Raw genomic sequence first — 25,037 nt, forward strand, 5'->3', positions numbered from 1 at the left:
CGGCAATTTTCTCTCCGCCAGATCATCCTCGTCCACTGACGCCGCCGTCAATGCGCTGCCGCGTCCCATGAACGGCCGTAGCCCACCGAGACCTCCAGCGGGACATCGAGCGGATAGGCGCCGCCCATCTTCTCGCGGGCCAGCGCCTCGAGCTGGTCCCGCTCGCCCGGGGCGATTTCGAACAGGAGTTCGTCATGCACCTGCAGCAACATGCGGGACTTCAGTCCGGCGTCTTTGATCGCCTTGTCGACCTCGATCATCGCGACCTTGATGATGTCGGCGGCGCTGCCCTGGATGGGCGCGTTGAGCGCCGCCCGCTCGGCGGCCTCCCGCACCTGGCGATTGCTGCTGTCCAGCTCGGGAAGGTAGCGGCGGCGGCCCAGCACCGTCGAGGTGTAGCCGTCCTTGCGGGCCTGCTCCACGATGTTCATCAGGTAGTCGCGCACCCCGCCGAACCGGGCGAAGTAGGCGTCCATCTGTTCCTTCGCCTCTTCGGTGGAGATCTTCAGCTGCTGCGACAGGCCGTAGGCGCTCAATCCGTAGGCCAGCCCATACGACATCGCCTTGACCCGGCGGCGCAGCTCGGCGGTGACCTCGTCGATCGGCACGCCGAATGCGCGGGACGCGACGAACGAGTGCAGGTCCTCCCCCGTGTTGAACGCCTCGATCAGGCCCTCGTCCCGGGACAGGTGCGCCATGATCCGCATCTCGATCTGGCTGTAGTCGGCGGTCATCAGCTCGCTGTAGCCGTCGCCGACCACGAATGCGTCGCGGATCCTCCGGCCGGCCTCGGTACGGATCGGAATGTTCTGCAGGTTCGGCTCGGTCGACGACAGCCGGCCCGTCGCCGCGATGGTCTGGTTGAACGTGGTGTGGATACGCCCGTCCGAGGCCACCGAATTCAGCAAACCATCGACGGTCACCTTGAGCCGGGTGGCGTCGCGGTGGGTCAGCAAGTGCTGCAGGAACGGATGGCCCGTCTTGTCGAACAGTGACTGCAGGGCGTCGGCGTCGGTGGTGTAGCCGGTCTTGGTGCGCTTGGTCTTCGGCATCTCCAGCTCGTCGAAGAGCACCGCCTGCAGCTGTTTCGGCGAGCCCAGGTTGATCTGTTTGCCGATGACCGCGTAGGCCGCTTCGGCCGCGTCGCGGATCTGGTGGGCGAAATCGCTCTGCAGCTCGCCGAGCAGATCCAAATCGACTGCGATACCGGTGTGTTCCATCCCGGCCAGCACCCGCTGCACCGGCAGCTCCATGCCGCCGAGCAGCGACGTGGAGTTGATGCGGGCGAGCTCTTCGTCGAGCGCGTCGGACAGATCCAGCACCGCCACGGCCCGCAGGATCAGCGTCTGCACCGCCTGGTCGTCCGTTCCTTCGGAATCGTCCAGCAGCGAAAGCTGTTGCTGCTCAGGGGTTTCCGCGCGCAACTCCCTGCGCAGGTAGCGCAGCGACAGGTCCTCAAGGGAAAAGCTGCGCTGCCCGGGCCGCACCAGGTAGGCGGCCAGCGCGGTATCGGAGGTGACGCCGGCCAGCGTCCAGCCCCGGCCGGCGAGGTCGTGCATCGCCAGCTTGGCCTCGTGCAGCGCCTTGGGCGGACCCGGGTCGGCCAGCCAGGACGCCAGCGCCGCCTCGTCGTCGGGATCCAGCGTCGAGGTGTCGATGTAGCGGCCCTCACCGTCGGCGGAGACGATGGCCACCGCGGTGGCGTCGGCGTCGTAGGCCAAATGCGTGCCGACGACGGCCAGCCCGAACCGCTTGCCCGAGCTGTGCTCCGCCAGCCACACCGCCAGCTCGCCGGGCTGCAGCGCGCCCCCGCGGACATCGAAACCGGCGTCGACCTCGGGCTCTGCCGCCGCCAGGGTGTCGAACAACCGGTCGCGCAACACCCGGAACTCCAGGTCGTCGAAGAGCCGGTGAATGTGGTCGCGGTCCCAGGGCTGCATGCGCAGCGTGTCCGGGGTCTGCGCCAGCGGCACGTCCTTGACGAGATCGGTCAGCTCGCGGTTGCGGATCACGCTGGCCAGGTTGGCCCGCAGCGCGTCGCCGACCTTGCCGCGCACTGAGTCGACATTGTCCACCAGCCCCTGCAGCGAGCCGTATTCGACGATCCATTTGGACGCGGTCTTCTCCCCGACCCCTGGGATGCCTGGCAGGTTGTCGCTCGGATCGCCACGCAGGGCCGCGAAGTCCGGGTATTGCGTGGGGGTCAGCCCGTACTTCTCGACGACCGCGTCCGGCGTGAACCGGGTGAGTTCGCTGACGCCCTTGCGCGGGTAGAGGACGGTGACGTCGTCGCTGACGAGCTGCAGGGAGTCCCGGTCCCCCGTGACCACCAGGACGCGGAAGCCCTCGTTCTCGGCCTGGGTGGCCAGCGTCGCGATGAGGTCGTCGGCCTCGAAGCCCGGCTCGGCCAGCACCGTGATGCCCAGCGCGTTAAGCACCTCTTTGGTGATGTCGATCTGGCCGTGAAACTCGTCCGGCGTCGACGAGCGGTTCGCCTTGTACTCGGGGTAGCGCTCGGAACGGAAGGTCTGCCGGGACACGTCGAACGCGGCGGCGACGTGGGTCGGGCCCTCGTCGCGCAACAGGTTGATCAGCATTGCGGTGAAGCCGTACACCGCGTTAGTGGTCAGGCCGCCGCGGGTCTTGAAGTTCTCGGCGGGCAGCGCGTAGAAGGCGCGGAAGGCCAGCGAATTGCCGTCCAGCAGCATCAGCGTCGGCTTGGTCTGCTCCTCGCTGGCGATACTCACGGCTCACACTCTAGGCATCCGGTACGACGAGGCATGCGCCCCAACCACCCGGGGCCAGAACTGCAACACGTTTCAGTTTTGTATCGGGGCTGGGTAGTCTGGCCGAGTGCCAGAGGTCACCAGCCAAGAGCCCGCTATCGACGGATGGTTCGCCATCGACGCCACCAGAAGCGCCCACTTGATCGGCGGTAAGTGCCCCGAGTGCGGCACCTATGTCTTCCCGCCGCGCGAGAACAACTGCCCCAACCCGGGCTGCGCCAGCGACACACTGGAGCCCGTCGCGTTGTCCACCCGGGGAACGTTGTGGAGCTACACCGAGAACCGGTATCCGCCGCCACCGCCCTACCCGGCCCCGGATCCCTTCGAGCCGTTCGCCATCGCCGCGGTCGAGCTGGCCGACGAGGGAATCATCGTGCTGGGCAAGGTGGTTGAGGGCACGCTGGCCGCCGATTTGAAGGTCGGCATGGAGATGGAGCTGACCACCATGCCGCTGTTCACCGACGACGACGGCGTACAGCGCCTCGTCTATGCGTGGAGGATTGCCTGATGCCCGAACCGCTGTACATTCTCGGCGCCGGCATGCACCCCTGGGGCAAGTGGGGCCGCGACTTCACTGAGTACGGGGTGGTCGCCGCGCGCGCCGCGCTGGCCGAGGCCGGCCTGGACTGGACACAGATCCAGTTGGTCGCCGGCGCGGACACCATCCGTAACGGCTACCCGGGCTTCATCGCCGGGTCGACGTTCGCCCAGAAGCTGGGCTGGAACGGCGTCCCGGTCAGCTCGAGCTACGCCGCGTGTGCGAGCGGTTCCCAGGCGCTGCAGAGCGCGCGGGCCCAAATCCTGGCCGGTTTTTGCGACGTCGCGCTGGTGATCGGCGCCGACACCACCCCGAAGGGCGCGTTCGCTCCCGTCGGCGGAGAACGCAAGAACGACCCAGACTGGCAGCGGTTCCACCTGATCGGCGCGATGAACCCGGTGTACTTCGCGCTGCTGGCGCGTCGCCGGATGGACCTCTACGGCGCGACGGCCGAGGACTTCGCCCAGGTGAAGGTGAAGAACTCGCGGCACGGCCTGCAGAACCCGAATGCCCGCTACCGCAAGGAAGCTTCGGCCGACGACGTGTTCGCCAGCCCGGTGGTGGCCGACCCGTTGCGACAGCTCGACATCTGCGCCACCTCCGACGGTGCGGCCGCCCTGATCGTCGCCAGCGCCGAGTTCGCCCGCAAGCACCTCGGCTCGCTCGACGGCGTTCCATCGGTGCGCGCGGTCAGCACGGTCACCCCCCGCTACCCGCAGCACCTGCCCGAATTACCGGACATTGCAACGGATTCCACCGCCGCGGTGCCCGCGCCGGAGCGGGTGTTCAAGGATCAGATCCTGGATGCGGCCTACGCCGAGGCGGGCATCGGTCCCGAGGATGTCAGCCTGGCCGAGGTCTACGACCTGTCGACCGCGCTCGAGCTCGACTGGTACGAGCACCTCGGGCTGTGCCCCAAGGGCGAGGCCGAGGCGCTGTTGCGCAGCGGCGCGACCACCATCGGCGGCAAGGTCCCGGTCAACCCGTCGGGCGGTCTGGCCTGCTTCGGCGAGGCCATCCCCGCCCAGGCCATCGCGCAGGTCTGCGAGCTGACCTGGCAGCTGCGCGGTCAGGCGACCGGCCGGCAGGTGGAGAACGCCACCGTCGGCGTCACCGCCAACCAGGGCCTGTTCGGACACGGCTCGTCGGTGATCGTGGCGCGCTGAACGACGCGCAGGGCTACTCGTCGGGGGTGTCGAGGGTTTCCAGGACGACTTCGGCGACCCGCTTCATCGTGGTGCGCCGGTCCATGGCGGCGCGCTGAATCCACTTGAACGCCTCGGGCTCGGTCATGCCCTGCTTGGTCTGCAGCAGGCCCTTGGCGCGTTCGACGAGCTTGCGGGTCTCCAGCCGCTCGGACAACGTCGCCACTTCGCGTTCCAGCTCGGTGACCTCACTGAAGCGGCTGACCGCCAACTCGATCGCCGGAATCAGGTCGCTGATCGTGAAGGGCTTCACCAGGTAGGCCATCGCCCCGGCATCGCGGGCGCGCTCGACCAAATCGCGCTGGCTGAACGCGGTCAGCACCACGATTGGTGCGATGCGCTTGCTGGCGATCTCGGACGCCGCGTCGATCCCGTCGCGGCGAGGCATCTTCACGTCCATGATCACGAGGTCGGGTCGATGTCGTTCGGCCAACTCGACGGCCTCCTGTCCGTCGCCGGCCTCCCCGACGATGTCGTAACCCTCCTCCCGCAGCATCTCGGCGAGGTCCATTCGGATCAGCGCTTCGTCTTCCGCGATCAGGACCCGGCGCGGCACAGCGGCGTCGGTGGTGTCGGTCGTGGCGCCTGTCATGCCGGACATTCTCTCGTGAACGTGCGAGGCCAGCGACCTCGGGGCGGTGAGAAGGGTGTCTACGCCGAATCCTCTATGGTGGGAGGCTGCCTCTAAGGTAGGAGGCCGAGTAAGCCCTCGTATCCCAACTGGCAGAGGAAACGGACTCAAAACCCGTCCAGTGTGGGTTCGAATCCCACCGAGGGCACCACAGGCGGGAGAGCCAAGCAACGGCCCGTCAGGGCGTACCGGTGGCCCGGATCGAGTTGCCTCGCATACCGATGCCAGCCGCCGGCGACCCTGGCCCGGCATCCCCGCCCCTCCGGGGAAACCGGTGCCTCCAAGCCCCAGGTTTGTTAAATGCGGAAAATCCGTGCCAAAGGTATGAACTCGCCCGAATTTAAATACCGCGCGCAATAAAGGGCACAGTTGCATTCAAATAGAATCGCGCCGGTTACACGATGAATTCATGCCATTTTCGGGGCCCCGCCGAGGCGCCAATCAGCGACCTATGACGCGCCAAGCGCGGCCGGGTTGCGACTGCCGCGTTAGCGGCTAATGCACACTTGTTCTTCCGAGTGCACCACGTTGACCTGCATCGGATCGTTCTGCATCGAGTCGGTGGCCACCCGCAACAACGAGCCCGCCCCGCCGCATCCGACCCCACAGGCGGGGGTTGCCGCCGCGGTGCACGCCAGCATTAGCGCGATCCCGATCCTGCTGCTGAGACTTGCCACACCGCACCCCCGCATTAGAGGAACACATGACCCACATCACAGCCCGACATATGTTTAATAACACGTCGGATAATTTTGTAAACCCCTTCAGCGGAAAATCTTTTTTTAATTTTCCGATGCCCCGAAGCGCCAGCCTGTCGACGGGCATCCGGCGCGTCGTCGGGACCCATTGACTGGCCCACGAACCGAGCTCAGCGGTTACGCTTTTGAATGTGGCGGCTAAGAAGTGCGGCGCCCCACCCGTGTCAGCCGGCTCGGCGAGACGCCCGGACTGCGTAGCCGCAGTGCGGGCGCAGACCCGCGACCGCAATCAGCACTACGCCGCCAGCGCCGCCCGCCGGGCCCGGATCCTGACTATCACCTCGTGGCTGGCCGTCATGGTGAGCGTGAGCTTCGTGCTCGTGCAGATCCTGGGCGGCACCTGGCTGTGGCAGGTCAGCTCGATCAACATCCTCGGCGCGATGATCTTTGCGATGGTCCCGTGGCTGCAGCGATTCGGCGAACTGGTTGCCCCGCTTACCTTTATGGGCGCGGCGTACGTGTCCGTCGTTGCCAGCTGCGTGGACGTCGGCACCGGGTCGGGCGCCCAGTTCTTCTTCCTGGTGGGCGCCTGCATCGTCGTGTTGTTACTGGGGATCGAACACATCGTGCTGGCGTCCGCGCTGGCCGCCATCGCCGCCGGCCTCATCGTCGCCGTCGAGTTCCTGGTCCCCCGCGACACCGGGCTGCAGCCGGCCTGGGCCCAATCGACCGGTTTCATCGTCACGGCGATTTCCAGCGTCGTGATGGTGGTCGTGACGGTGTGGTTCGCCCTGCGTGACACCGCGCGCGCCGAGGCCATGATGGAAACGCAGTACGAGCGTTCGGAGGCGTTGCTGGCCAACATGTTGCCGGCCAGCATCGCCGAGCGGCTCAAGGAGCCAGACCGCAGCGTCATCGCCGACAAGTTCGACGACGCCTCCGTCCTGTTCGCCGATATCGTCGGATTCACCGAGCGGGCCAGCGGCACGGCCCCGGCCGACCTGGTGCGGTTCCTGGACCGGTTGTACAGCGCCTTCGACGCACTGGTGGACAGGCACGGACTCGAGAAGATCAAAGTCAGCGGCGACTCCTACATGGTGGTCAGCGGCGTTCCGCGCGCCCGGTCCGACCACGCGCAGGCCCTCGCGGACTTCGCGCTCGACATGGCCAATGTTGCGGCCGGACTGCAGGATCCGCACGGCAACGCGGTTCCGCTGCGGGTGGGCATGGCATGCGGACCGGTGGTCGCCGGCGTGGTTGGTTCCCGGCGCTTCTTCTATGACGTGTGGGGTGACGCGGTCAATGTCGCCTCCCGGATGGAATCCACCGACTCGGTCGGCCGAATTCAGGTGCCCGAAGCCATGTACGAGCGCCTCAAGGACGACTTCGTGCTGCAGGAGCGCGGCCACATCGACGTCAAGGGCAAAGGCCTCATGCGCACCTGGTATCTGATCGGGCGCAAGGCGGCCGGCGAAACCACCGAGGAAACCACCGATCTGCTGGCAGGGGATTCGCGCACGGCCCACGTGTAGCCCAAAGTGCCCTATACCCAAGGCAGCGTTTGTGTCACACTGCGGCCATGCAAACCACACCTGGATCTCCCCCTGCTCCAAGTTTGTTGCCGCATCTGTGGAAATCGACCCTGTTGTCGGGAATTCTGTCGCTGGCCCTCGGTGTACTGATCTTGGCTTGGCCCGGAAGAACCATCGTCGTTGCCGCCATCTTCTTCGGCGCCTACCTTCTGATCACCGGTGTTGCGCAGGTGATCTTCGCGTTCAGCCTGCACGTCTCGGCGGGCAGCCGGATCTTATTGTTCATCAGCGGCGCGGCGTCGCTGATCCTGGCAATCTTGGCATTCCGCCATTTCGGCAACGCAATCCTGTTGTTAGCCATCTGGATTGGCATCGGGTTCATCTTCCGCGGCGTCGCCACGACGGTCTCGGCCATTCAGGACCCGCACCTGCCGGGGCGGGGATGGGCGATCTTCATCGGCCTCATCAGTCTGCTCGCCGGCATCGTCGTCCTGGCGTCACCGCTCGAATCGATTGTCACGCTGGCGCTGGTTGTCGGGGTCTGGTTCGTGGTCCTCGGCATCTTCGAGATCGTGTCGTCCTTCGGCATCCGCAAGGCCTCGAAGACACTGACCCCCTGAGGCGGCTCTGAAGTAGCGCCGCCCCTGGCTCTTCTACTACACTTCGTAGTAGCCGTGTCGTACGGCTCTGCAGTCTCGGGAGATGACAGATGAATGTCGTCGATATTTCGCGGTGGCAGTTCGGTATCACTACCGTCTACCACTTCATCTTCGTGCCGCTCACCATCGGTTTGGCGCCCCTGCTTGCGGTCATGCAGACGGTATGGGTGGTCACGGATAACACCGCGTGGTACCGGCTCACCAAGTTCTTCGGCAAGTTGTTCCTGATCAACTTCGCCATCGGCGTGGCGACGGGGATCGTCCAGGAATTCCAGTTCGGCATGAACTGGAGCGAGTATTCGCGGTTCGTCGGCGACATCTTCGGCGCGCCGCTGGCCATGGAGGGCCTGTTCGCCTTCTTCTTCGAGTCCACCTTTATCGGGTTGTGGATTTTCGGTTGGGGACGGCTGCCGAAGCTGATCCATCTGGCCTGCATCTGGATCGTCGCGATCGGCGTCAATGTGTCCGCGTTCTTCATCATCGTCGCGAACTCGTTCATGCAGCATCCAGTTGGCGCGCACTACAACCCGGCAACACATCGTGCCGAGCTGGACAGCATCACCGCGCTGCTCGGCAATAACACTGCGCGGTGGGCGTTTACCCACACGGTCACCGGTGCATTGCTGACCGCTGCGACGTTCGTCGCGGCCATCAGCGCGTGGTTCCTGGTCCGTTCGCGCCGCCCGGCGACCGCCACCCCCGCCGCGGAATCGGACGCGCGCTCCATGTTTCGGCCGGCGGCCGTCCTGGGGTGCTGGGTGGTGTTGCTCGCGGCCGTCGGCCTGTTCTTCACCGGTGACCGCCAGGGCAAGCTGATGTTCGTCCAGCAACCGATGAAGATGGCGTCGGCGGAGTCGTTGTGTGGCACCGAGACCGACCCCGACTTCTCGATTCTCACCGTCGGCACGCACAACAACTGCGACAGCATCACCCGCGTCATCGAGGTCCCCTACGTGCTGCCGTTCCTCGCGGAGGGACGGACCAGCGACGTGACGTTGCAGGGCGTGCGCAATATCCAGCAGGACTTCGAGCAACGATTCGGCCCAAACGACTACCGGCCCAACCTGTTTGTCACCTACTGGTCGTTCCGCGCGATGATCGGGTTCCTGGCCGTTCCGATATTGTTCGCGCTGGCCGCGCTCTGGCTCACCCGCGGTGGCCGAGTGCCCAACCAGCGGTGGTTCTCCTGGCTGGCGCTGCTGACCATTCCCACGCCGTTCCTGGCGAACATTTCCGGGTGGGTGTTCACCGAAATGGGACGGCAACCCTGGATCGTCGCACCGAATCCGACCGGCGACCAACAGGTTCGGTTCACCGTCCGTGAGGCCGTCTCACACCATGCGCCCGGCATGGTCGTCACCTCCCTGGTGACGTTCACCCTCGTCTACGCGGTGCTCGCGGTCATCTGGTTCTGGCTGCTCAAGCGGTACGTCACCGAAGGGCCGCGGGAACACGACGCCGAACCGGCTCCCCCGCCGGCACCCCATGACGACGAGGTGGCGCCGCTCTCGTTCGCCTACTAGGCCGGGACCGACAAACTCAGAAAGGGGCTGACCGATGGGACTCCAGCAGTTGTGGTTCGGCATCATCGGGTTGCTGTTCCTCGGTTTCTTCGTTCTGGAGGGCTTCGATTTCGGCGTAGGCATGCTGATGGAACCGCTCGCCCGCGTGGGAATCGGCGAGGCCGAACCCATTCGGCGCACGGCGCTCAACACCATCGGCCCGGTCTGGGACGGCAACGAAGTGTGGCTGATCGTGGGTGGCGCGGGCATGTTCGCCGCGTTTCCCGGCTGGTATGCCACCGTGTTCTCCACCCTGTACCTGCCGCTGCTGGCCATCCTGTTCGGGATGATCCTGCGCGCTGTGGCGATCGAGTGGCGCGGCAAGGTCGATGACACAAAGTGGCGCGGCTGGGCCGATTTCGGCATCGCCGCCGGTTCCTGGCTGCCCGCCGTTTTGTGGGGCGTCGCCTTCGCCATCCTCGTCCGCGGCCTGCCGGTGGACGCCGACGGGCAGGTCAACCTGTCGATCACCGACGTCCTCAACGCTTACACGCTGCTGGGCGGCTTGGCCACGGCCGGACTGTTTCTGCTCTACGGAGCGGTGTTCATCTCGCTGAAGACCTCCGGGGCCATCCGCGAAGACGCCCACCGGCTGGCGGTCTGGCTGTCGCTGCCGGTGACCGGACTGGTTGCGGGCTTTGGCATCTGGACACAACTGGCCTACGGCAAGGGCTGGACCTGGCTGGTACTCGCCGCCGCCGTGGTGGCGCAGCTGGCGGCGGTGTTGCTGGTGTGGCGGCGCATCTCCGACGGCTGGGCGTTCGCCTGCACCGCGGCCGTCGTTGTTGCGGTGGTAATCCTGTTGTTCGGCGCGCTGTACCCGAACCTGGTGCCGTCCACGCTGAACAAGCAGTGGAGCCTGACGATTTACAACGCCTCGTCGACGCCGTACACCCTCAAGGTCATGACGTGGGTGACCGCGTTCATGGCTCCGCTGACGGTGGTATACCAAGCGTGGTCGTACTGGGTGTTCCGGCAACGGATCTCGGCGGACCGGATACCGCCGTCCATCGGCCTGGCGAGGCGGGTGCCCTGAGCGCGACCGATTCGCCGCCCGGCTCGAGAGCGCGGGGCCCACTGGACCCGCGACTGTGGCAGGCATCTAGCGCCCTGCGCCGCTACCTGACCGCGACGGTGTGCTGCGGGGCGGTGATCTCCGGCTGCGCGGTCGGCTCGGCGATCGTGCTGGCGGGTGTGGTTGCCCGAGCCGTCAGCGATCGCTCGGCGCACGGCCTGCGCGTCTGGCTCGTGCCGCTGTCGGTCCTGTTGCTGCTGTGGACCATTCGCACGTTGGCGCACTGGTTGCAGGCCCGGTTGGGTCAACGCGGCGCCAGCGCGGTCATCGCCGATCTGTCCGGTCAGGTGCTCACGGCGGTGACCGCCCGCCAGCCCGGTGAGCTCGCCGGCCAGCGGGATGCCGCCGCGGTGGTGGTCACGCGAGGCCTCGACGGCCTACGCCCCTACTTCACCGGATACCTGCCCACGTTGCTGCTCGCCGGGATCCTCACCCCGGCCACCGTCGCCGTCATCGCTCTCTACGACCTGAAATCGGCGGCGATCGTGGCGATCACCTTGCCGCTCATACCGATTTTCATGGTCCTGATCGGGCTGGCAACCGCCGACCGGTCGGCGGCGGCCCTGGCCGCGATGACGACACTGCAGGGGCGCTTGCTCGATCTCATCGCCGGCATCCCCACCCTGCGGGCGCTGGGACGCGGTCGGGGCCCGGAGCGCCGCATCGCCGAACTGGCTGCCGCCCATCGCCGCTCGGCCATGGCGACGCTCCGGATCGCGTTCCTGTCAGCACTGGTGCTGGAACTGCTGGCGACGCTGGGCGTGGCTCTGATCGCGGTGGGGATCGGATTCCGCCTGGTGTTCGGCGAGATGACGCTCGCGACCGGCCTCACTGTGCTGTTGCTGGCGCCCGATGTCTACTGGCCGCTGCGCCGCATCGGCGTGGAATTCCATGCCGCACAGGACGGAAGAACCGCCGCAGACAAGGCCTTTGCCCTCATCGGCGAGCCAGCCCCAGCAAAGGCCCGAGGTGAGACGGTCACCGCCCGCGGGGCGGAAATCCGCCTCGACAGGCTCAGCGTCGCCGGTCGCGACGGCAACGCGCCGCACGACCTCGCCGGGCCCATCGAACCGGGCGCGGTGACGGTGCTGACCGGGCGCAACGGTGCCGGCAAAAGCACGACCCTGCAGGCGATCACCGGGGTCACCGTCCCGTCCTCGGGCCGGGTCACCGTGGCCGGCGTCGACGTCGCCGATCTGGAGCCGGGCGCCTGGTGGCGGCAGTTGTCGTGGCTTCCGCAGCGCCCGGCGCTCGTCCCGGGCACGGTGCGGGACAACCTGGTCCTGTTCGGCGAGCTGGACCACCTCGAAACGGCTTGTGCAGCATCCGATTTCGATACGGTGCTGGCCGAACTGCCCGATGGGCTGGACACGGTGCTCGGCCGTGGCGGCGTCGGCCTGTCACTGGGGCAGCGGCAACGGCTCGGCCTCGCCCGAGCGCTCGGATCGTCCGCGCCCGTGCTGCTGCTCGACGAGCCCACCGCGCACCTCGACGCGAACGCCGAGGAACGCGTGTTGCGGGCCATCGTGGAGCGCGCCCGTTCGGGTGCGACCGTCGTCGTTGTCGGGCACCGCGCACCGGTTCTGGCGATCGGTGACCGGGTGGTCGAGGTGGTCGCCGACAGTGGGGTGCGTTATGTCCCGGCCTGATCCGCTGTTGGCGGCCGCGCCCCTGCTGCGGCCCCGACTTCCCCGGCTATTTGCGGCGATCGCGCTGGGTGTGCTTTCGCTGGGCAGCGCGCTCGCACTGGCCGGTGTCTCGGCCTGGCTCATCACGCGGGCCTGGCAGATGCCGCCGGTGCTGGACCTGTCGGTCGCGGCCGTCGCGGTGCGCGCTTTCGCGATTTCGCGGGGGGTGTTGCACTACTGCGAGCGGCTGGTCACCCACGACGCCGCGCTGCGCGCGGCCGGCACCGCCCGGGCGGGGATCTATCACCGGCTGGCCCACGGGCCGGCGGCGGCCGCCGTCCGGCTGCACAGCGGCGAGCTCGTCACCCGCGTGGGCTCCGATGTCGAAGAACTGGCCAACGTGCTGGTGCGTGCCGTGGTGCCGATCGGGGTCGCGGCGGTGCTGGGGCTGGCGGCGACCGTGGTGGTCGCGGCCATCTCGCTGCCGGCGGCGGCGGTACTGGCGATCTGCCTGCTGGTCGCGGGCCTCGTCGCACCGCGGTCGGCGGCGAGGGCCGCGGCCAGCCAGGAAAGCCTCGCCCGGCAGCATCATTCCGACCGCGATACATCTGCGATGATCGCTCTGGAACACGCACCCGAGCTCCGTGTCGCCGGCCTGCTCCCCCGCATCATCGCCGAATCGCAACGCCGCCAACGCGCGTGGGGCGCGGCGCTCGACGCGGCCGCCAGGCCTGCCGCCCTCGCCGAGGCCGCGCCGACGGCCGCAATCGGGGCCAGCGTGCTCGGCTCGGTGGTGGCCGGTATCTGGCTGGCCCCTTCGGTCGCGCCCACGACGCTCGCCGTCCTGATGTTGTTGCCGCTGTCCGCCTTCGAGGCGATGACATCCTTGCCCGCCGCCGCGGTCCAGCTGACGCGATCGCGCATCGCCGCCCGCCGCCTGCTGGACCTGACGGTGAGCGACCGCCCGCATCAGCCCGAATCGCCTGCGGCCCAACCGCGCCCCGGCGCCGCGCTGTCCGCCAACATTCGGGCCGGGCACGCCGGAGCCGCCCGCTCGAACCGCATCACGCTGGAGCTGCCCCAGGGTGCCCGGCTGGCGGTCACCGGCGCCAGCGGGTGCGGCAAGACCACGCTGCTGATGACGCTCGCCGGGCTGCTTCCGCCGCTCGAGGGGCGGGTGCGGCTCGGCGGCACCGATCTGACCGCCTTCCACGAAGACGACTTGCGCGGCGCCGTCAGCTTTTTCGCCGAGGACGCGCATATCTTCGCCACCACGGTTCGAGACAACCTGCTGGTGGCCCGCGGCGACTGCCGGGACGCCGAACTGGAGGTCGCGCTGGGCGCGGTCGGGCTGGGCGCCTGGCTCGCCGGTCTGCCCGAGAACCTGTCGACGGTGTTGACCGGTGGCGCGCAGGCGCTTTCGGGCGGTCAGCGCAGGAGGTTGCTACTGGCGCGGGCGATGCTCTCGCCCGCCCGGATCGTGCTGCTCGACGAGCCGACCGAACACCTGGATGCCGCCGACGCCGAACCGATACTCCGCGACCTGCTGGGGCCGAATTCCCCGCTGATGTCGGCCGATCGGACCGTGGTGGTGGCCACCCACCACCTGCCCGAAGGCATCGGGTGTCGCGAACTGCACCTCGGTGCGCTCAGAGGTGACGCCGGCGCGGCATGAACTCCAGCGACAGCAACACGATCAACAACTGAACGATCTGAGTCATGGAGACCAGCGCGTAGCGCTGGGAGTCCAGCGCGTGGAACTTGCGCACATAGCGGTACAGCGACTCGAGCGCGATCAGCGGGTCGAGGACATGGATCAACCGATAGAAGACGCGCTGGATGCGGCTGCGATTCTTCTCGTCGAAGATTTCCGGGAACGCGGCGAACGCGAGGGAAAGCCGTTGGGCGCCATTCTCTTTGCCGGCCATGATCATGTCCACGCTGAGGCGTTCGTCGATGCCATTGGGGGCTCCGCGCCGGCGCCACGGCACGTCGAGCGTGATGTCGCTGCCGCCACCGGCGGTCGCGTAGCGGTGGAATCCCTGCACCTTGCCCGAGGCGTCCCGGGCGAGGATCAGCTGGATGCCGGGGAACCGGCCCTCCAGCACGCCGTCGAGGTTCATGTGGAATCCGCGCTCGGTGTGGGCCGCCTTACTCGACGCGCGGACCACCTCGGTCAGCTCGGCCAGTTGCTCATCGCTGAGTTCCTGCTCCCCGACGATCTCGGTCGTGATGCCGCAGTTGTGGGAGCGCTTCACCGCCTGGCGCAGGTTGCGGAACTTGCGTCCCACCATGTCGAAACCGGTGACGTCGACGACGACGTCACGCCCTATCGGCACCGCCCGCAGCGACTGTCCGAGCACCGCGGCGTCGTTCCACAATTCGAGACGTCGCTCGCCGCAACCGACCACCGCGATTCGCCAGCCGTGGGTATGGCACATGGCGGCGAAGTCGGCGACCAGCTCGGGGAATCGAGACTCGTCACCGATCGGGTCACCGCCGACCACGGCGATACCCAGGCGCGTCCGGTAGGCCAGCGCGGCGGTGCCGTCCGCGGTGAAGTGGTAACTCTTGCCGGTCTGCATCGCGAAGGGCGCGAGCGGATCATCCCGGGTGGCCTGGATCAATTGCCACACCCGGGGCAGATCCTCCGGACGCGGATGCGACGACGTCGGCCACATCAACACCATGCCGGAGCTGGCGATCACCAGGTCGCCGAGAAGATCGAAGGACAGCACGTGCAGGCCCAGCCCGGCCAGCACGAACAACAACGCCGCGACGGCGTGCATGGCCGTCACGGGACGCCCCAGGAAGATGCCGCGTGCGATCCACGCCACCGCGACCAGGACGGTCAGCGACCAGGCCAACCGATCGGTGTAGTGCCACGCCGGCTGGTGATGGTGGCGGACAAGGATTTCGGCCAGCCAGCAGGTGGCGCTCAACAGCGCCAGCGCACCGATCAGCCGGGCCGCCCGCGAATCGACCGAGACGACCACGCGTTCCCGCGCGCGCCCCTTCGCAGAGACGTCGACCAACGGCCCGCTCACACTCACCTCCCGATGCGCTGAAATCCCAGCTGGGCGGCTGTTTGCCGCCTCTGCACCGAATACCCGGCAGCTAAAAACTTACGCGCGATACCGGCCCTGACGGGCCGATTTCACCGCGATGTCCTGCGGGTACTCCGCCCTGTCTATCGGCGGGCGGGCGGAAAGTATTTCAGCACTCCTTCTTGGACCACCGTGGCGAGGAGCTGCCCGGAGCGATCGAAGAAGTGGCCGGTGCCGAGCCCGCGCGAATCGGCGGCCACCGGCGACGACGTCGAATACAAGACCCAGTCGTCGAAGTCGACCTGCCGGTGAAACCACACCGAGTGGTTGGCGGAGGCGGCGAAGATGCGGTCGAAACCCCACGACAGTCCATGGGTGGTGATCACCGAGTCCAGCACCGTGGTGTCCGAGGAGTACACCATGGTCGCGGTGTGCAGCACCGGGTCGTCGGGCATGGTGCCGCCGGCCTTCATCCACACCCGGTTGTGCGGAAGCCGGTCGCCCTTCTCGCGCATCACCCAGGCCGGGTCGTTGGTGTAGCGCCACTCGATCGGCTGCAGCGCGTTGACGAAGTGCGGGACGGTCTCCTCGTAGCCGCGAAGCAGCTCGCTGATCGGCGGCTGCGTCTCGGGCTCGCCCACCTGCGGCGGGTCGACGGCGTGCTCGAGGCCGCGCCCGCCGGACATGTAAGAGATCATCGCCGAGGACAACAGAACGCCGTCCTGCACCGCGTCCACGCGCCGGTTGGCGAAGCGCCGCTCGTCACGCAGCCGGGTGACGTGGAATTCGATGTCCCTGGCGGTGTCACCGCCGTTGATGAAGTGCACCGACAGCGCGCTGGGCGGCAGGTCGTCGCGGACCAGCGAGCGGCTGCTCGCGACGAACGACTGGGCCATCAGCTGCCCGCCGAACGTCCGCAGCGGGTTCTTGCTGGGATGAGACCCGATGAAACGGTCGTCGTCGACCCGATTGAGGTCGAGGGTCGCAAGCAGTTCCTTGAAGTCGGAATCGGTGCTGATTGCGGCCTCTCCTTGGCTCAATTGCTTAGACGTCGTCCTCACCGATCCGGTGCACATGGATGAGGTTGGTCGACCCTACAGTGCCAGGTGGCGCGCCGGCCACGATCACCACCAGATCACCGCGCTTGTAGCGACCGAGTTCCAGCAGCGACTTGTCGACCTGGCGGATCATGCCGTCGGTGGAGGTCATCATCGGGACGATGAACGTCTCGGTGCCCCACGTCATGGCAAGTTGGCTGCGGACCTCGGGCCACGCGGTGAAGGCCAGCAGCGGCAGCGGGGTGTGCAGGCGCGCCAGCCGCTTGACGGTGTCGCCGGACTGGGTGAAGGCGACCAGCGCCTTGGCGTCCAGGCGCTCGCCGATGTCGCGGGCGGCGTAGGAGATCACCCCGCGCTTGGTGCGCGGCACGTGCGTCAGCGGCGGAGCGGCGGTGGAATTGTCTTCGACGGCGCAGATGATCCGCGACATGGTCCGCACGGCCGCCAGCGGGTACTTCCCGACCGACGTCTCGCCGGACAGCATCACCGCGTCGGCGCCGTCGAGCACGGCGTTGGCCACGTCGGACGCCTCGGCGCGCGTCGGCCGGGAGTTCTCGATCATGGAGTCGAGCATCTGGGTCGCCACGATGACGGGTTTGGCGTTCTCCCGGGCCATCTGGATGGCCCGCTTCTGCACCAGCGGCACCTCTTCCAGCGGCAGCTCGACGCCGAGGTCGCCGCGGGCCACCATGATGGCGTCGAAGGCCAGCACGATCGCTTCCAGATTGTCCACGGCTTCCGGCTTTTCCAGCTTGGCGATCACCGGCACCCGCCGCCCGACCCGGTCCATCACTTCGTGCACCAGCTCGACGTCGGACGGCGAGCGCACGAAGGACAGTGCGACCAGGTCGACACCGAGGTCCAGCGCGAACGTGAGATCCTCGATGTCCTTCTCCGACAAGGCCGGAGCGGTCACATTCATCCCCGGCAGTGACATGCCCTTGTTGTTGCTGACCGGGCCACCTTCGGTGACGGTGCAGATCACGTCGTCGCCATCGATGCCTGAAACGACCAGCCCGATGTTGCCGTCGTCGACCAGCACCCGGTCACCGACCGCGGCGTCCGTCGCCAGCCTCTTGTAAGTGGTCGACACGCGGTCGTGGCTGCCTTCGCAGTCGGCGACGGTGATGCACACGGTTTCGCCGTCGGCCCAGTACGTGGCCCCGGTGGCGAACCGGCCCAGCCTGATCTTCGGGCCCTGCAGGTCGGCGAGGACACCGACCGCGCGGCCGGTGGTGTCGGAAGCGGCCCGTACCCGCTCATAGGCGGCCTTGTGGTCGGAGTAGTCGCCGTGACTGAAGTTCAACCGGGCGACGTCCATTCCCGCCTCGACCAGCGCCAGGATCAGCTCGTCCGAATTTGTCGCAGGGCCAAGGGTGCAGACGATCTTCCCGCGTCTACTCACGCCGACCCAGCATAGTCGCGTGGGTCCGCCACGGTCCGACCGAACGGGGTGTCGCGCTGTGCGTGGTTAACCACTATTAATCGCCGGAAACAGGGGGAAGCCCGGCAGGTTACGCAGCACGGTCCAAGCGATGATCGCCACCACCATCGTCAGCCACGCCGGCGTCGAGAGCGCCGGTCTGCCACGGCCCCGGCGGATCAGCAGCCATCCGGCCAGCATCGGGATGCCGACCAAGAGGAAAACGTTGTCGTTGACGGCGGCGAACAGGTCGCCGTGCAGCAGATCGTGCGTCATCCGCAGGCCACCGCAGAACGGGCAGTTCCAGCCGGTGAGCAATTTGAAGGGGCACTGGGGATACAACGAATTGGTGTTGTGCGGGTCGACCAGGCCGACGTAGCCGAGCGCGCCGCCGAGCACGACGGCGGTGCCGGCCGCGACGTACCGACGTGGGCGGTGACACTGATCCGCCGCGGTCCCGGCGGAATTGGGTTGCGTCACGTGTTCAGCATGCCAGACCGCGCTGCCGCTAGGGGTTCGACGACCGATTCCTTCGCAGCCGCCACCGGCTGCGTGGTGTCTTGTACGGCTCGGCGGCCGAAGCCGGTTCGGCCGAGTCCGGTGACCGCTCTGGCTCGGGTTCTGCTGTTTCGGCTTCGGCCTCTTCGGGTTCTTCCTCGTCGGCCTCTTCGGCTTCGGGCTCTTCGGCTTCGGCTTCTTCGGCTTCGGCGTCTTCCGCTTCGGCTTCGGCCTCGGGCTCTTCGGCTTCGGCTTCGGGCTCTTCGGCTTCGGCTTCGGCGTCGGGCTCTTCGGCTTCGGGCTCTTCGGCTTCGGCGTCTTCCGCCTCGGGCTCCTCGGCCCCGCCTTCGTCGGGCTCCGCCGCCTCCGCACTGACCGTCTCGGCCTCCGCGGTTTCCGGCTCGTCGGCTTCGTCGGCGTTATCCGTTTCGGCTGCGTCGGCGGATTCGGTGCCGGCCGCGCCCGCCGCGGTCGATGCCCCGGCGGCGGCGACGGTCGCGAGCTCTTCCGCGGGCTCCGCTTCCGCGGATTCCTCGGCCTCCTTGCCGCGCAGGCTTTCGGGGGCCTCGCGTCCCTTCGGGGCCACCATGAGGTACACCACGGCCCCGATGAACACGAACGTCGAAGTGAACGAATTGATCCGGATGCCCGCGATGTGGGTGGCGGTGTCGTCGCGCAGCAACTCGACACCGAAGCGCCCGACGCAGTAGCTGGCCACGTATAACGCAAAGAGTCGCCCGTGGCCCAACGTGAATCGTCGGTCCGCGTAGATCAATACGGCGAACACCAGGACGTTCCAGATCAATTCGTACAGGAACGTCGGTTGCACGACGAGTGCCACCTGGCCCGTCGACACACCGTCCAGCGAATGGGGGTCGACGTATCCCGACGGGTCACGGCGGTAGAAGATCTCCAGACCCCACGGCAGGGTGGTCTCCCGGCCATAGAGCTCCTGGTTGAAATAGTTGCCGAGCCGGCCGATGGCCTGCGCCAAGATGATTCCCGGCGCAATCGCGTCGGCGAATGCCGGCAGCGGAATCCCGTGACGCCGGCAGGCGATCCACGCGCCGACGCCGCCCAGGGCCACCGCGCCCCAGATGCCCAGGCCGCCGTCCCAAATGCGTACGGCCCCGGCCAATCCGGCGCCGCCCGGCCCCCAATAGGTCCGCCAGTCGGTGGCCAGGTGATAAAGGCGGCCGCCCACCAACCCGAATGGCACCACCCACAACGCGATGTCGTAGATCACCCCGCGCTGCCCACCGCGGGCCTCCCAGCGGCGGTCGCCGATCAGCAGCGCCGCCACGATGCCGGTGATGATGAACAGCGCGTAGGCGCGAATGGGCAGCGGCCCGAGGTGCCAAACACCCTGGGGCGGGCTGGGAAAATACGTCGGCAGCATCGTCATCAGGCGGATGCCTTCTGCCGAACGCCTGCGGCCAGCTCCTCGGTCAACGCCCGCAACGCGGGCAACCCGCCCTCACCGAGCGCCGACACCAGCGCGGAGCCGACGATGACGCCGTCGGCGTAGCTGCCGATCTGCGCCGCTTGCTCTCGCGACCGCACGCCCAGGCCGACACCGACGGGTATGTCCGACACCGCCTTTACCCGTTGCACCAGTTCGGGCGCGGCGTTCGACACCGCGTCACGTGCCCCGGTGACCCCCATCGTGGAAGCAGCGTAGACGAACCCGCGCGACGCCTCGACCGTCATCGCCAGCCGTTGCGGCGTCGACGAGGGCGCCACCAGGAAAATGCGATCCAACCGATGCTCCTCAGCTGCGGCCAGCCACTGGCCGGCTTCGTCGGGGATGAGGTCTGGGGTGATCATGCCCTCCCCACCGGCCGACGCGAGATCCCGCGCGAACGCGTCGACCCCATACCGCAGCACCGGATTCCAATAGGTCATCACCACAGCGCGGCCGCCGGCCGCACTGATCGCCTCGACCGCGGCCAGCGTGTCCCGCACCCGCACTCCCCCGTGCAGCGCGACCTCGGTCGCCCGGGCGATGGTCGGCCCGTCCATGCCGGGATCCGAATACGGCACCCCGACTTCGATGATGTCGCAGCCGGATTCGACCAGGGCGAGCATTCCGTCGACCGAACCCGGCACGTCGGGGTAACCGGTGGGCAGATAACCGATCAGGGCCGCGCGATTGTCTTTGCGGCACATCTCGAAAACCGGCCCGAGCCGGCTGGCTTGCTTTTGTTCCACGGTCATCGCTCGCCGGGCCCCATCAGGCCGAACCATTTCGCGGCCGTCTCGACGTCCTTGTCCCCCCGGCCTGACAGGTTCACCACGATGATGGTGCCCTGCCCCAATTCGAGGCCGAGCTTGACCGCACCGGCGACCGCGTGCGCAGATTCGATGGCCGGGATGATTCCCTCGGTGCGGCACAGCAGCGCGAACGCATCCATCGCCTCGGAGTCGGTGATCGGCCGGTATTCGGCACGCCCGATCTCCTTGAGATACGCGTGTTCGGGGCCCACCCCCGGATAATCGAGACCCGCTGAGATCGAATGGGATTCGATGGTCTGGCCGTCCTCGTCCTGCAGCAGGTAAGAGAACGACCCCTGGAAAGCCCCCGGCGAGCCGCCGGCGAATGTCGCGGCGTGCCTTCCCGTTTCGACGCCGTCGCCGGCCGCCTCGAAGCCGACCAGGCGCACGCCCGGGTCGTCGATGAACGGGTGGAAGATACCGATGGCGTTGGATCCGCCCCCGACACAGGCCACGACCGCGTCGGGCAACCGGCCCGCCTGGGCCTGAATCTGCACGCGCGTCTCCAAGCCGATGATGCGCTGAAAATCGCGGACCATTGCCGGAAAGGGGTGCGGCCCCGCCGCGGTACCGAAACAGTAGTAGGTGTTGTGGGCGTTGGTCACCCAGTCTCGAAACGCCTCGTTGATGGCATCTTTGAGCGTTTTCGAGCCGCTCTGGACCGACACGACCTCGGCGCCCAGCAGCCGCATCCGCGCCACGTTGAGCGCCTGACGTGCGGTGTCCACGGCGCCCATGTAGATGACGCATTCCAGGCCGAGCAGCGCGCACGCGGTGGCCGTGGCGACGCCGTGCTGGCCGGCGCCGGTCTCGGCGATGACCCGGTTCTTGCCCATTCTCTTGGCCAGCAATGCCTGACCGAGGACATTGTTGATCTTGTGAGAACCGGTGTGGTTCAGGTCTTCTCGCTTGAGAAAGATGCGCGCCGAGCCGGCATGCTCGGACAGCCGCCTGGCCTCGTACAGCGGCGACGGCCGGCCGGCGTAGTTGACTTGCAGGTCGTCCAGGGTGTCCAGGAAATCGGGGTTGATGCGCTCCTTCTCGTAAGCGGCGGTGACCTCCTCGATCACCGCCATCAACGCCTCCGCGACGTAGCGTCCGCCGTAGAGACCGAAATGACCACCGGCGTCGGGTTCGTGACGGGTGGGTTCGGCGACGGCTGCACTCGGAAGGGGAAGGTCCGGGCGGGACAGGTTGACCATCACCAAGGCTCTACGCGGGGACGGCTCATGGGGTTCAACGTTTCAGCGCCGGGGCTCTTCAACTGACTTAACGATTAGCGAGACGGTTTCGGGCAGGACGGGTGGGTACCCGCGGTGACCAGGTCGGCGACCGCGGCGCGCGGGTCACCGCTTTTGACCAGACCCTCGCCGACCAAGACGGCGTCCGCACCGGCGCCGGCATAGGCCAAGAGATCCCCGGTGCCACGGACGCCGGACTCGGCGATCCTGATCACGTTGCTGGGCAGCCCGGGCGCGATCCGCGCGAAGCAATCCCGGTCGACCTCCAGCGTGGCGAGATCGCGCGCGTTGACACCGATTACGTTGGCCCCGGCCTTCAGCGCGCGGTCGGCCTCCTCCTCGGTGTGCACCTCGACAAGGGCTGTCATGCCCAGTGATTCGGTGCGGTCGAGCATCGACACCAAAGCCGACTGGTCCAGCGCGGCCACGATGAGCAACAGCATGTCGGCGCCGTGGGCACGGGCCTCGTGGATCTGATATGGCTGCACGACAAAGTCTTTGCGCAACACCGGTATCGAGACCGCGGCCCGAACGGCGTCGAGGTCGTCGAGGGAGCCGTGGAAACGGCGCTCCTCGGTGAGAACGCTGATGATCCGCGCTCCGCCGTCCTCGTACGCCCGGGCCAGTTTTGCCGGATCGGCAATGGTCGCCAGGGATCCCGCGGACGGACTGGCGCGCTTCACTTCGGCGATGACGCCGATGCCGGGCTCGCGCAGGGCGGCCATCACGTCACGCGGCGGCGCGGCGGCGGCAGCGGCGGCCTTGATTTCGGACAGGCTGATGAGGGCTTCGCGCGCGGCAACGTCGGCCCGGACTCCCTCGAGGATGGAGTCAAGCACGGTAGCCGGACTCATGCCTGTTGCTTCCCTTCGTGCCGTTACCCATCGCGACCCCACGGCCTGCCTGACAAACTCCAGCCGAACGCGACGACGTGAATGAAGGGTAGCGGCCCTCGGCTGGCGGCCCGTCACCGACCCTCGGTGTCCGAGCCGTGCGGCCGATCGGTTGGGTCCCGGCCCTCGTCAAGCGCGTCCCAGATCATCCGCTCCGACATTTCCGGCGTCTCCGGCTTCTCCAGCATCGCCCCATCGGTGCCCTCGCGTAGCGCATTTGAGCGGCGCGTCGCCGGCGCCGCATACTTTTCCGCGCTCAACCGGGCCGACCCGGAATCTGCGGCGGACCGCAGCAACAGGACGGCCGCGACCAGGGTGCACGCCGCCGCGGCCACCGCGATGCCCGCTCCCCAATAGCGTCGCTCGCTGCCCACCAGCGACATCAGTGCGACGTGCGCCAGATCGGCCCCGCGCACGGCGACGTCCGGCAGCACCCACAGGCTGACCCCCAGATATCCGACCGCCAGGCTGGCCACCGCCAGCAGCCCCGCCAGCACGCGCAACGGCCAGCCGCGCACCGCGATCGCCGCCACGGCCGTCGCCAGCATGAGCACCGCCAACGGCAACAACGCCGTCGACCATGAGGCGCCGGCCAGCGTCACCTCGCGCGGCGGACCCAGCCCGTCGAACGACCGGATCACCACCCACGGCAGCCGGGACGCCGCCCACAGCGCCGCCGCGGCCAGCACCAGCAACACCTGGGCCACCCCGACGAACAGCCTGGCCCGCCGACTCGGCCGGGCCTCAGTCATGGCCGCCGGTCTCCGGGGCGGTCAGCGTCTCGGCGGCGGCGATCGCGTTGAGCACCGCGCGCGCCTTGTTGGCGGCCTCGGTGTACTCGTAGGGCCCGTTCGAGTCGGCCACCACACCGCCGCCGGCCTGCACATAGGCGGTGCCGTCGCGCATCAGCGCGGTGCGGATGGCGATCGCGAAGTCGGCGTTGCCGGCGAAGTCGAGGTAGCCGACGACGCCGCCGTAGAGGCCGCGACGCGTCTTCTCCACCTCCTCGATCAGCTCCATCGCCCGCACCTTCGGTGCGCCCGACAGCGTCCCCGCCGGGAAGCAGGCCGTCACCGCATCCAGGGCGGTCCGACCCTCGGCGAGCATCCCGGTCACGGTCGACACCAGGTGCATGACGTGGCTGTAGCGCTCGATGTGGCTGTAATCCTCGACGCGTACGGTGCCCGGCGCGCAGACCCGGCCGAGGTCGTTGCGGCCCAGGTCCACCAGCATCAGGTGCTCGGCGCGCTCCTTCTCGTCGGCCAGCAGTTCCTTTTCCAGCAGCTGATCCTCTTCCTCGGTCTGCCCGCGCCACCGCGTGCCGGCGATCGGGTGCGTCGTCGCCCAGCCCTCGGTGACGGTGACCAGTGCCTCCGGGCTGGACCCGACGACCGAAAAGTCGGTCCCGCCAGTGCCATTCGGCACATGCAGCAGGTACATGTACGGGCTCGGGTTGGTGACCCGCAACATCCGGTACACGTCGATCGGGTCGACAACGGTATCCATCTCGAAGCGCTGGGAGGGGACGACCTGGAACGCCTCGCCTGCGGCGATCTGCTCGACGAGGTAGTCGACGATCTTCCCGTACTCCTCGACGGTGCGCTGCGAGCGGTACCGCGGCTCGGGCCGGTCGAACGTGGCGACCGTCGACGGCAGCGGCTGGCCGAGCGCCGAGGTCATCACGTCCAGGCGCGCGAGCGCGTCGTCGTAGGCCTCGTCGACCCGTTCGTCGGTGCCGTTCCAGTTCACCGCGTTGGCGATCAGCGTGATGGTGCCCTCGTGGTGATCGACCGCCGCCACGTCGGTGGCCAGCAGCAGCAACATGTCGGGCAACTGCAGGTCGTCGACGGCCAGCTCGGGCAGGCGTTCCAGGCGTCGCACCATGTCGTAGGCGAACAAACCGACCATGCCGCCGGACAGCGGCGGCAGTCCGGGCAGGGTGCCGGTGGCCAGCAGCTCCAGGGTGGCCCGCAGCGCGTGCAACGGGTCGCCGCCGGTGGGCGCGTCCTGCGGCACGGCGCCCAGCCAAACCGCTTCCCCGTCGCGGACGGTCAGGGCCGACGGCGCCCCGGCGCCGATGAACGACCACCGCGACCAGGATCGGCCGTGCTCGGCGGATTCCAGCAGGAACGTGCCCGGGCGATTGGCGGCCAGCTTGCGGTAGGCCGACAGCGGCGTCTCGCTGTCGGCCAGCACCTTGCGGGTCACCGGAACCACGCGGTGCTCGGCTGCGAGCTGGCGGAAGTCCTCTCGGGAGGTCGTCGCGGCGAGGTGGGCGTGCACCGAACC

19 protein-coding genes, 1 tRNA gene and 2 pseudogenes are annotated in these 25,037 nt (G+C 67.8%); 9 read left to right on the top strand and 13 right to left on the bottom strand.

The features are described from left to right. Nucleotides 1-47 precede the first annotated feature (47 nt). Entirely contained in the window at nucleotides 48-2,708 is a 2,661-nt protein-coding gene (gene polA / locus A5756_RS13890; protein WP_197505777.1) for a DNA polymerase I, read from the bottom strand. Between the two features lie 145 nt (nucleotides 2,709-2,853). Between polA and A5756_RS13895 the strand changes: the two genes are divergently transcribed. Together A5756_RS13895 and A5756_RS13900 are read left to right on the top strand one after the other, a co-directional pair. Further along, on the top strand, nucleotides 2,854-3,294 hold the full coding sequence (locus A5756_RS13895; protein WP_066953157.1) for a Zn-ribbon domain-containing OB-fold protein: 441 nt from the start codon (nucleotides 2,854-2,856) through the stop codon (nucleotides 3,292-3,294). After that, on the top strand, nucleotides 3,294-4,490 hold the full coding sequence (locus A5756_RS13900; protein WP_066953159.1) for a lipid-transfer protein: 1,197 nt from the start codon (nucleotides 3,294-3,296) through the stop codon (nucleotides 4,488-4,490). The genes A5756_RS13895 and A5756_RS13900 overlap by 1 nt, the downstream gene beginning before the upstream one ends. Nucleotides 4,491-4,503: 13 nt before the next feature. Here the strand turns inward: A5756_RS13900 and A5756_RS13905 are convergent, their stop codons facing one another. Further along, nucleotides 4,504-5,121, bottom strand: coding sequence for an ANTAR domain-containing response regulator (locus A5756_RS13905; RefSeq protein WP_197505774.1), 618 nt, complete (start codon nucleotides 5,119-5,121; stop codon nucleotides 4,504-4,506). Between the two features lie 113 nt (nucleotides 5,122-5,234). Here A5756_RS13905 and A5756_RS13910 point away from each other — a divergent pair. Then, nucleotides 5,235-5,311: transfer RNA gene (locus A5756_RS13910), tRNA-Leu, on the top strand. A 337-nt stretch (nucleotides 5,312-5,648) separates the two neighbouring features. Here A5756_RS13910 and A5756_RS25905 read toward each other — a convergent pair. Beyond that, complete coding sequence (locus A5756_RS25905; protein ID WP_156659506.1) at nucleotides 5,649-5,837, bottom strand: hypothetical protein; 189 nt, start codon at nucleotides 5,835-5,837, stop codon at nucleotides 5,649-5,651. Nucleotides 5,838-6,049: 212 nt separating this feature from the next. On the opposite strand from A5756_RS25905, the gene A5756_RS13915 reads away from it, so the two are divergent. From A5756_RS13915 to cydC, 6 genes and pseudogenes are all read left to right on the top strand, one after another. After that, entirely contained in the window at nucleotides 6,050-7,390 is a 1,341-nt protein-coding gene (locus A5756_RS13915; protein ID WP_066953336.1) for an adenylate/guanylate cyclase domain-containing protein, read from the top strand. A gap of 29 nt (nucleotides 7,391-7,419) precedes the next feature. Beyond that, on the top strand, nucleotides 7,420-8,010 hold the full coding sequence (locus tag A5756_RS13920) for an HdeD family acid-resistance protein (RefSeq protein ID WP_156659508.1): 591 nt from the start codon (nucleotides 7,420-7,422) through the stop codon (nucleotides 8,008-8,010). Nucleotides 8,011-8,099: 89 nt separating this feature from the next. Further along, nucleotides 8,100-9,572: a cytochrome ubiquinol oxidase subunit I gene (locus A5756_RS13925; protein WP_066953165.1), complete on the top strand. Its 1,473-nt coding sequence runs from the start codon at nucleotides 8,100-8,102 to the stop codon at nucleotides 9,570-9,572. 34 nt (nucleotides 9,573-9,606) lie between these two features. Then, entirely contained in the window at nucleotides 9,607-10,647 is a 1,041-nt protein-coding gene (cydB, locus tag A5756_RS13930) for a cytochrome d ubiquinol oxidase subunit II (protein ID WP_066953167.1), read from the top strand. 98 nt (nucleotides 10,648-10,745) lie between these two features. After that, nucleotides 10,746-12,335 carry a thiol reductant ABC exporter subunit CydD gene (gene cydD, locus A5756_RS13935; protein WP_066953169.1) on the top strand — a complete coding sequence of 530 codons (1,590 nt, stop codon included), beginning with the start codon at nucleotides 10,746-10,748 and terminating at the stop codon, nucleotides 12,333-12,335. After that, a pseudogene (gene cydC / locus A5756_RS13940) lies at nucleotides 12,322-14,021 on the top strand (thiol reductant ABC exporter subunit CydC). Before cydD ends, cydC begins: the two are co-directional and overlap by 14 nt. 83 nt (nucleotides 14,022-14,104) lie before the next feature. Here cydC and A5756_RS13945 read toward each other — a convergent pair. The 10 genes and pseudogenes from A5756_RS13945 to A5756_RS13990 form a co-directional block, all read right to left on the bottom strand. Further along, a pseudogene (locus A5756_RS13945) lies at nucleotides 14,105-15,103 on the bottom strand (bifunctional lysylphosphatidylglycerol flippase/synthetase MprF); the annotation flags it as partial. A 401-nt stretch (nucleotides 15,104-15,504) separates the two neighbouring features. Further along, the gene (locus A5756_RS13950) at nucleotides 15,505-16,380 is read right to left on the bottom strand and encodes an acyl-CoA thioesterase II (RefSeq protein ID WP_156659519.1); all 876 of its coding nucleotides are present in this window, start codon (nucleotides 16,378-16,380) and stop codon (nucleotides 15,505-15,507) included. Between the two features lie 25 nt (nucleotides 16,381-16,405). Further along, nucleotides 16,406-17,824, bottom strand: a complete 1,419-nt coding sequence (gene pyk / locus A5756_RS13955; protein WP_066953177.1) for a pyruvate kinase — start codon at nucleotides 17,822-17,824, stop codon at nucleotides 16,406-16,408. Between the two features lie 66 nt (nucleotides 17,825-17,890). Next, the gene (locus tag A5756_RS13960) at nucleotides 17,891-18,322 is read right to left on the bottom strand and encodes a DUF2752 domain-containing protein (protein WP_066953179.1); all 432 of its coding nucleotides are present in this window, start codon (nucleotides 18,320-18,322) and stop codon (nucleotides 17,891-17,893) included. A 28-nt stretch (nucleotides 18,323-18,350) separates the two neighbouring features. Beyond that, entirely contained in the window at nucleotides 18,351-19,745 is a 1,395-nt protein-coding gene (locus A5756_RS13965; protein ID WP_066953181.1) for a prolipoprotein diacylglyceryl transferase, read from the bottom strand. Continuing rightward, nucleotides 19,745-20,557: a tryptophan synthase subunit alpha gene (gene trpA, locus A5756_RS13970; protein WP_066953183.1), complete on the bottom strand. Its 813-nt coding sequence runs from the start codon at nucleotides 20,555-20,557 to the stop codon at nucleotides 19,745-19,747. The genes A5756_RS13965 and trpA overlap by 1 nt, the downstream gene beginning before the upstream one ends. Then, entirely contained in the window at nucleotides 20,554-21,816 is a 1,263-nt protein-coding gene (gene trpB, locus A5756_RS13975; protein ID WP_066953185.1) for a tryptophan synthase subunit beta, read from the bottom strand. Before trpB ends, trpA begins: the two co-directional genes overlap by 4 nt. Nucleotides 21,817-21,890: 74 nt before the next feature. After that, complete coding sequence (trpC, locus tag A5756_RS13980) at nucleotides 21,891-22,709, bottom strand: indole-3-glycerol phosphate synthase TrpC (RefSeq protein WP_066953187.1); 819 nt, start codon at nucleotides 22,707-22,709, stop codon at nucleotides 21,891-21,893. 113 nt (nucleotides 22,710-22,822) lie between these two features. Continuing rightward, nucleotides 22,823-23,500, bottom strand: coding sequence for a TIGR02234 family membrane protein (locus A5756_RS13985; RefSeq protein ID WP_066953189.1), 678 nt, complete (start codon nucleotides 23,498-23,500; stop codon nucleotides 22,823-22,825). Then, nucleotides 23,493-25,031, bottom strand: a complete 1,539-nt coding sequence (locus A5756_RS13990; protein ID WP_066953191.1) for an anthranilate synthase component I — start codon at nucleotides 25,029-25,031, stop codon at nucleotides 23,493-23,495. Before A5756_RS13990 ends, A5756_RS13985 begins: the two co-directional genes overlap by 8 nt. Nucleotides 25,032-25,037 lie beyond the last annotated feature (6 nt).

This window comes from Mycobacterium sp. 852002-53434_SCH5985345, assembly GCF_001667155.1.
Taxonomy (GTDB): domain Bacteria; phylum Actinomycetota; class Actinomycetes; order Mycobacteriales; family Mycobacteriaceae; genus Mycobacterium.

Bases quoted from the DNA above. Each gene is read 5' to 3' on its own strand.
- polA (WP_197505777.1), bottom strand. From the start codon at position 2,708: ATGCTGCTGGACGGCAATTCGCTGGCCTTCCGCGCCTTCTACGCGCTG.
- A5756_RS13900 (WP_066953159.1), top strand. From the start codon at position 3,294: ATGCCCGAACCGCTGTACATTCTCGGCGCCGGCATGCACCCCTGGGGC.
- A5756_RS13905 (WP_197505774.1), bottom strand. From the start codon at position 5,121: ATGACAGGCGCCACGACCGACACCACCGACGCCGCTGTGCCGCGCCGG.
- A5756_RS13925 (WP_066953165.1), top strand. From the start codon at position 8,100: ATGAATGTCGTCGATATTTCGCGGTGGCAGTTCGGTATCACTACCGTC.
- cydB (WP_066953167.1), top strand. From the start codon at position 9,607: ATGGGACTCCAGCAGTTGTGGTTCGGCATCATCGGGTTGCTGTTCCTC.
- A5756_RS13965 (WP_066953181.1), bottom strand. From the start codon at position 19,745: ATGACGATGCTGCCGACGTATTTTCCCAGCCCGCCCCAGGGTGTTTGG.
- trpA (WP_066953183.1), bottom strand. From the start codon at position 20,557: ATGACCGTGGAACAAAAGCAAGCCAGCCGGCTCGGGCCGGTTTTCGAG.
- trpB (WP_066953185.1), bottom strand. From the start codon at position 21,816: ATGGTCAACCTGTCCCGCCCGGACCTTCCCCTTCCGAGTGCAGCCGTC.
- trpC (WP_066953187.1), bottom strand. From the start codon at position 22,709: ATGAGTCCGGCTACCGTGCTTGACTCCATCCTCGAGGGAGTCCGGGCC.
- A5756_RS13985 (WP_066953189.1), bottom strand. From the start codon at position 23,500: ATGACTGAGGCCCGGCCGAGTCGGCGGGCCAGGCTGTTCGTCGGGGTG.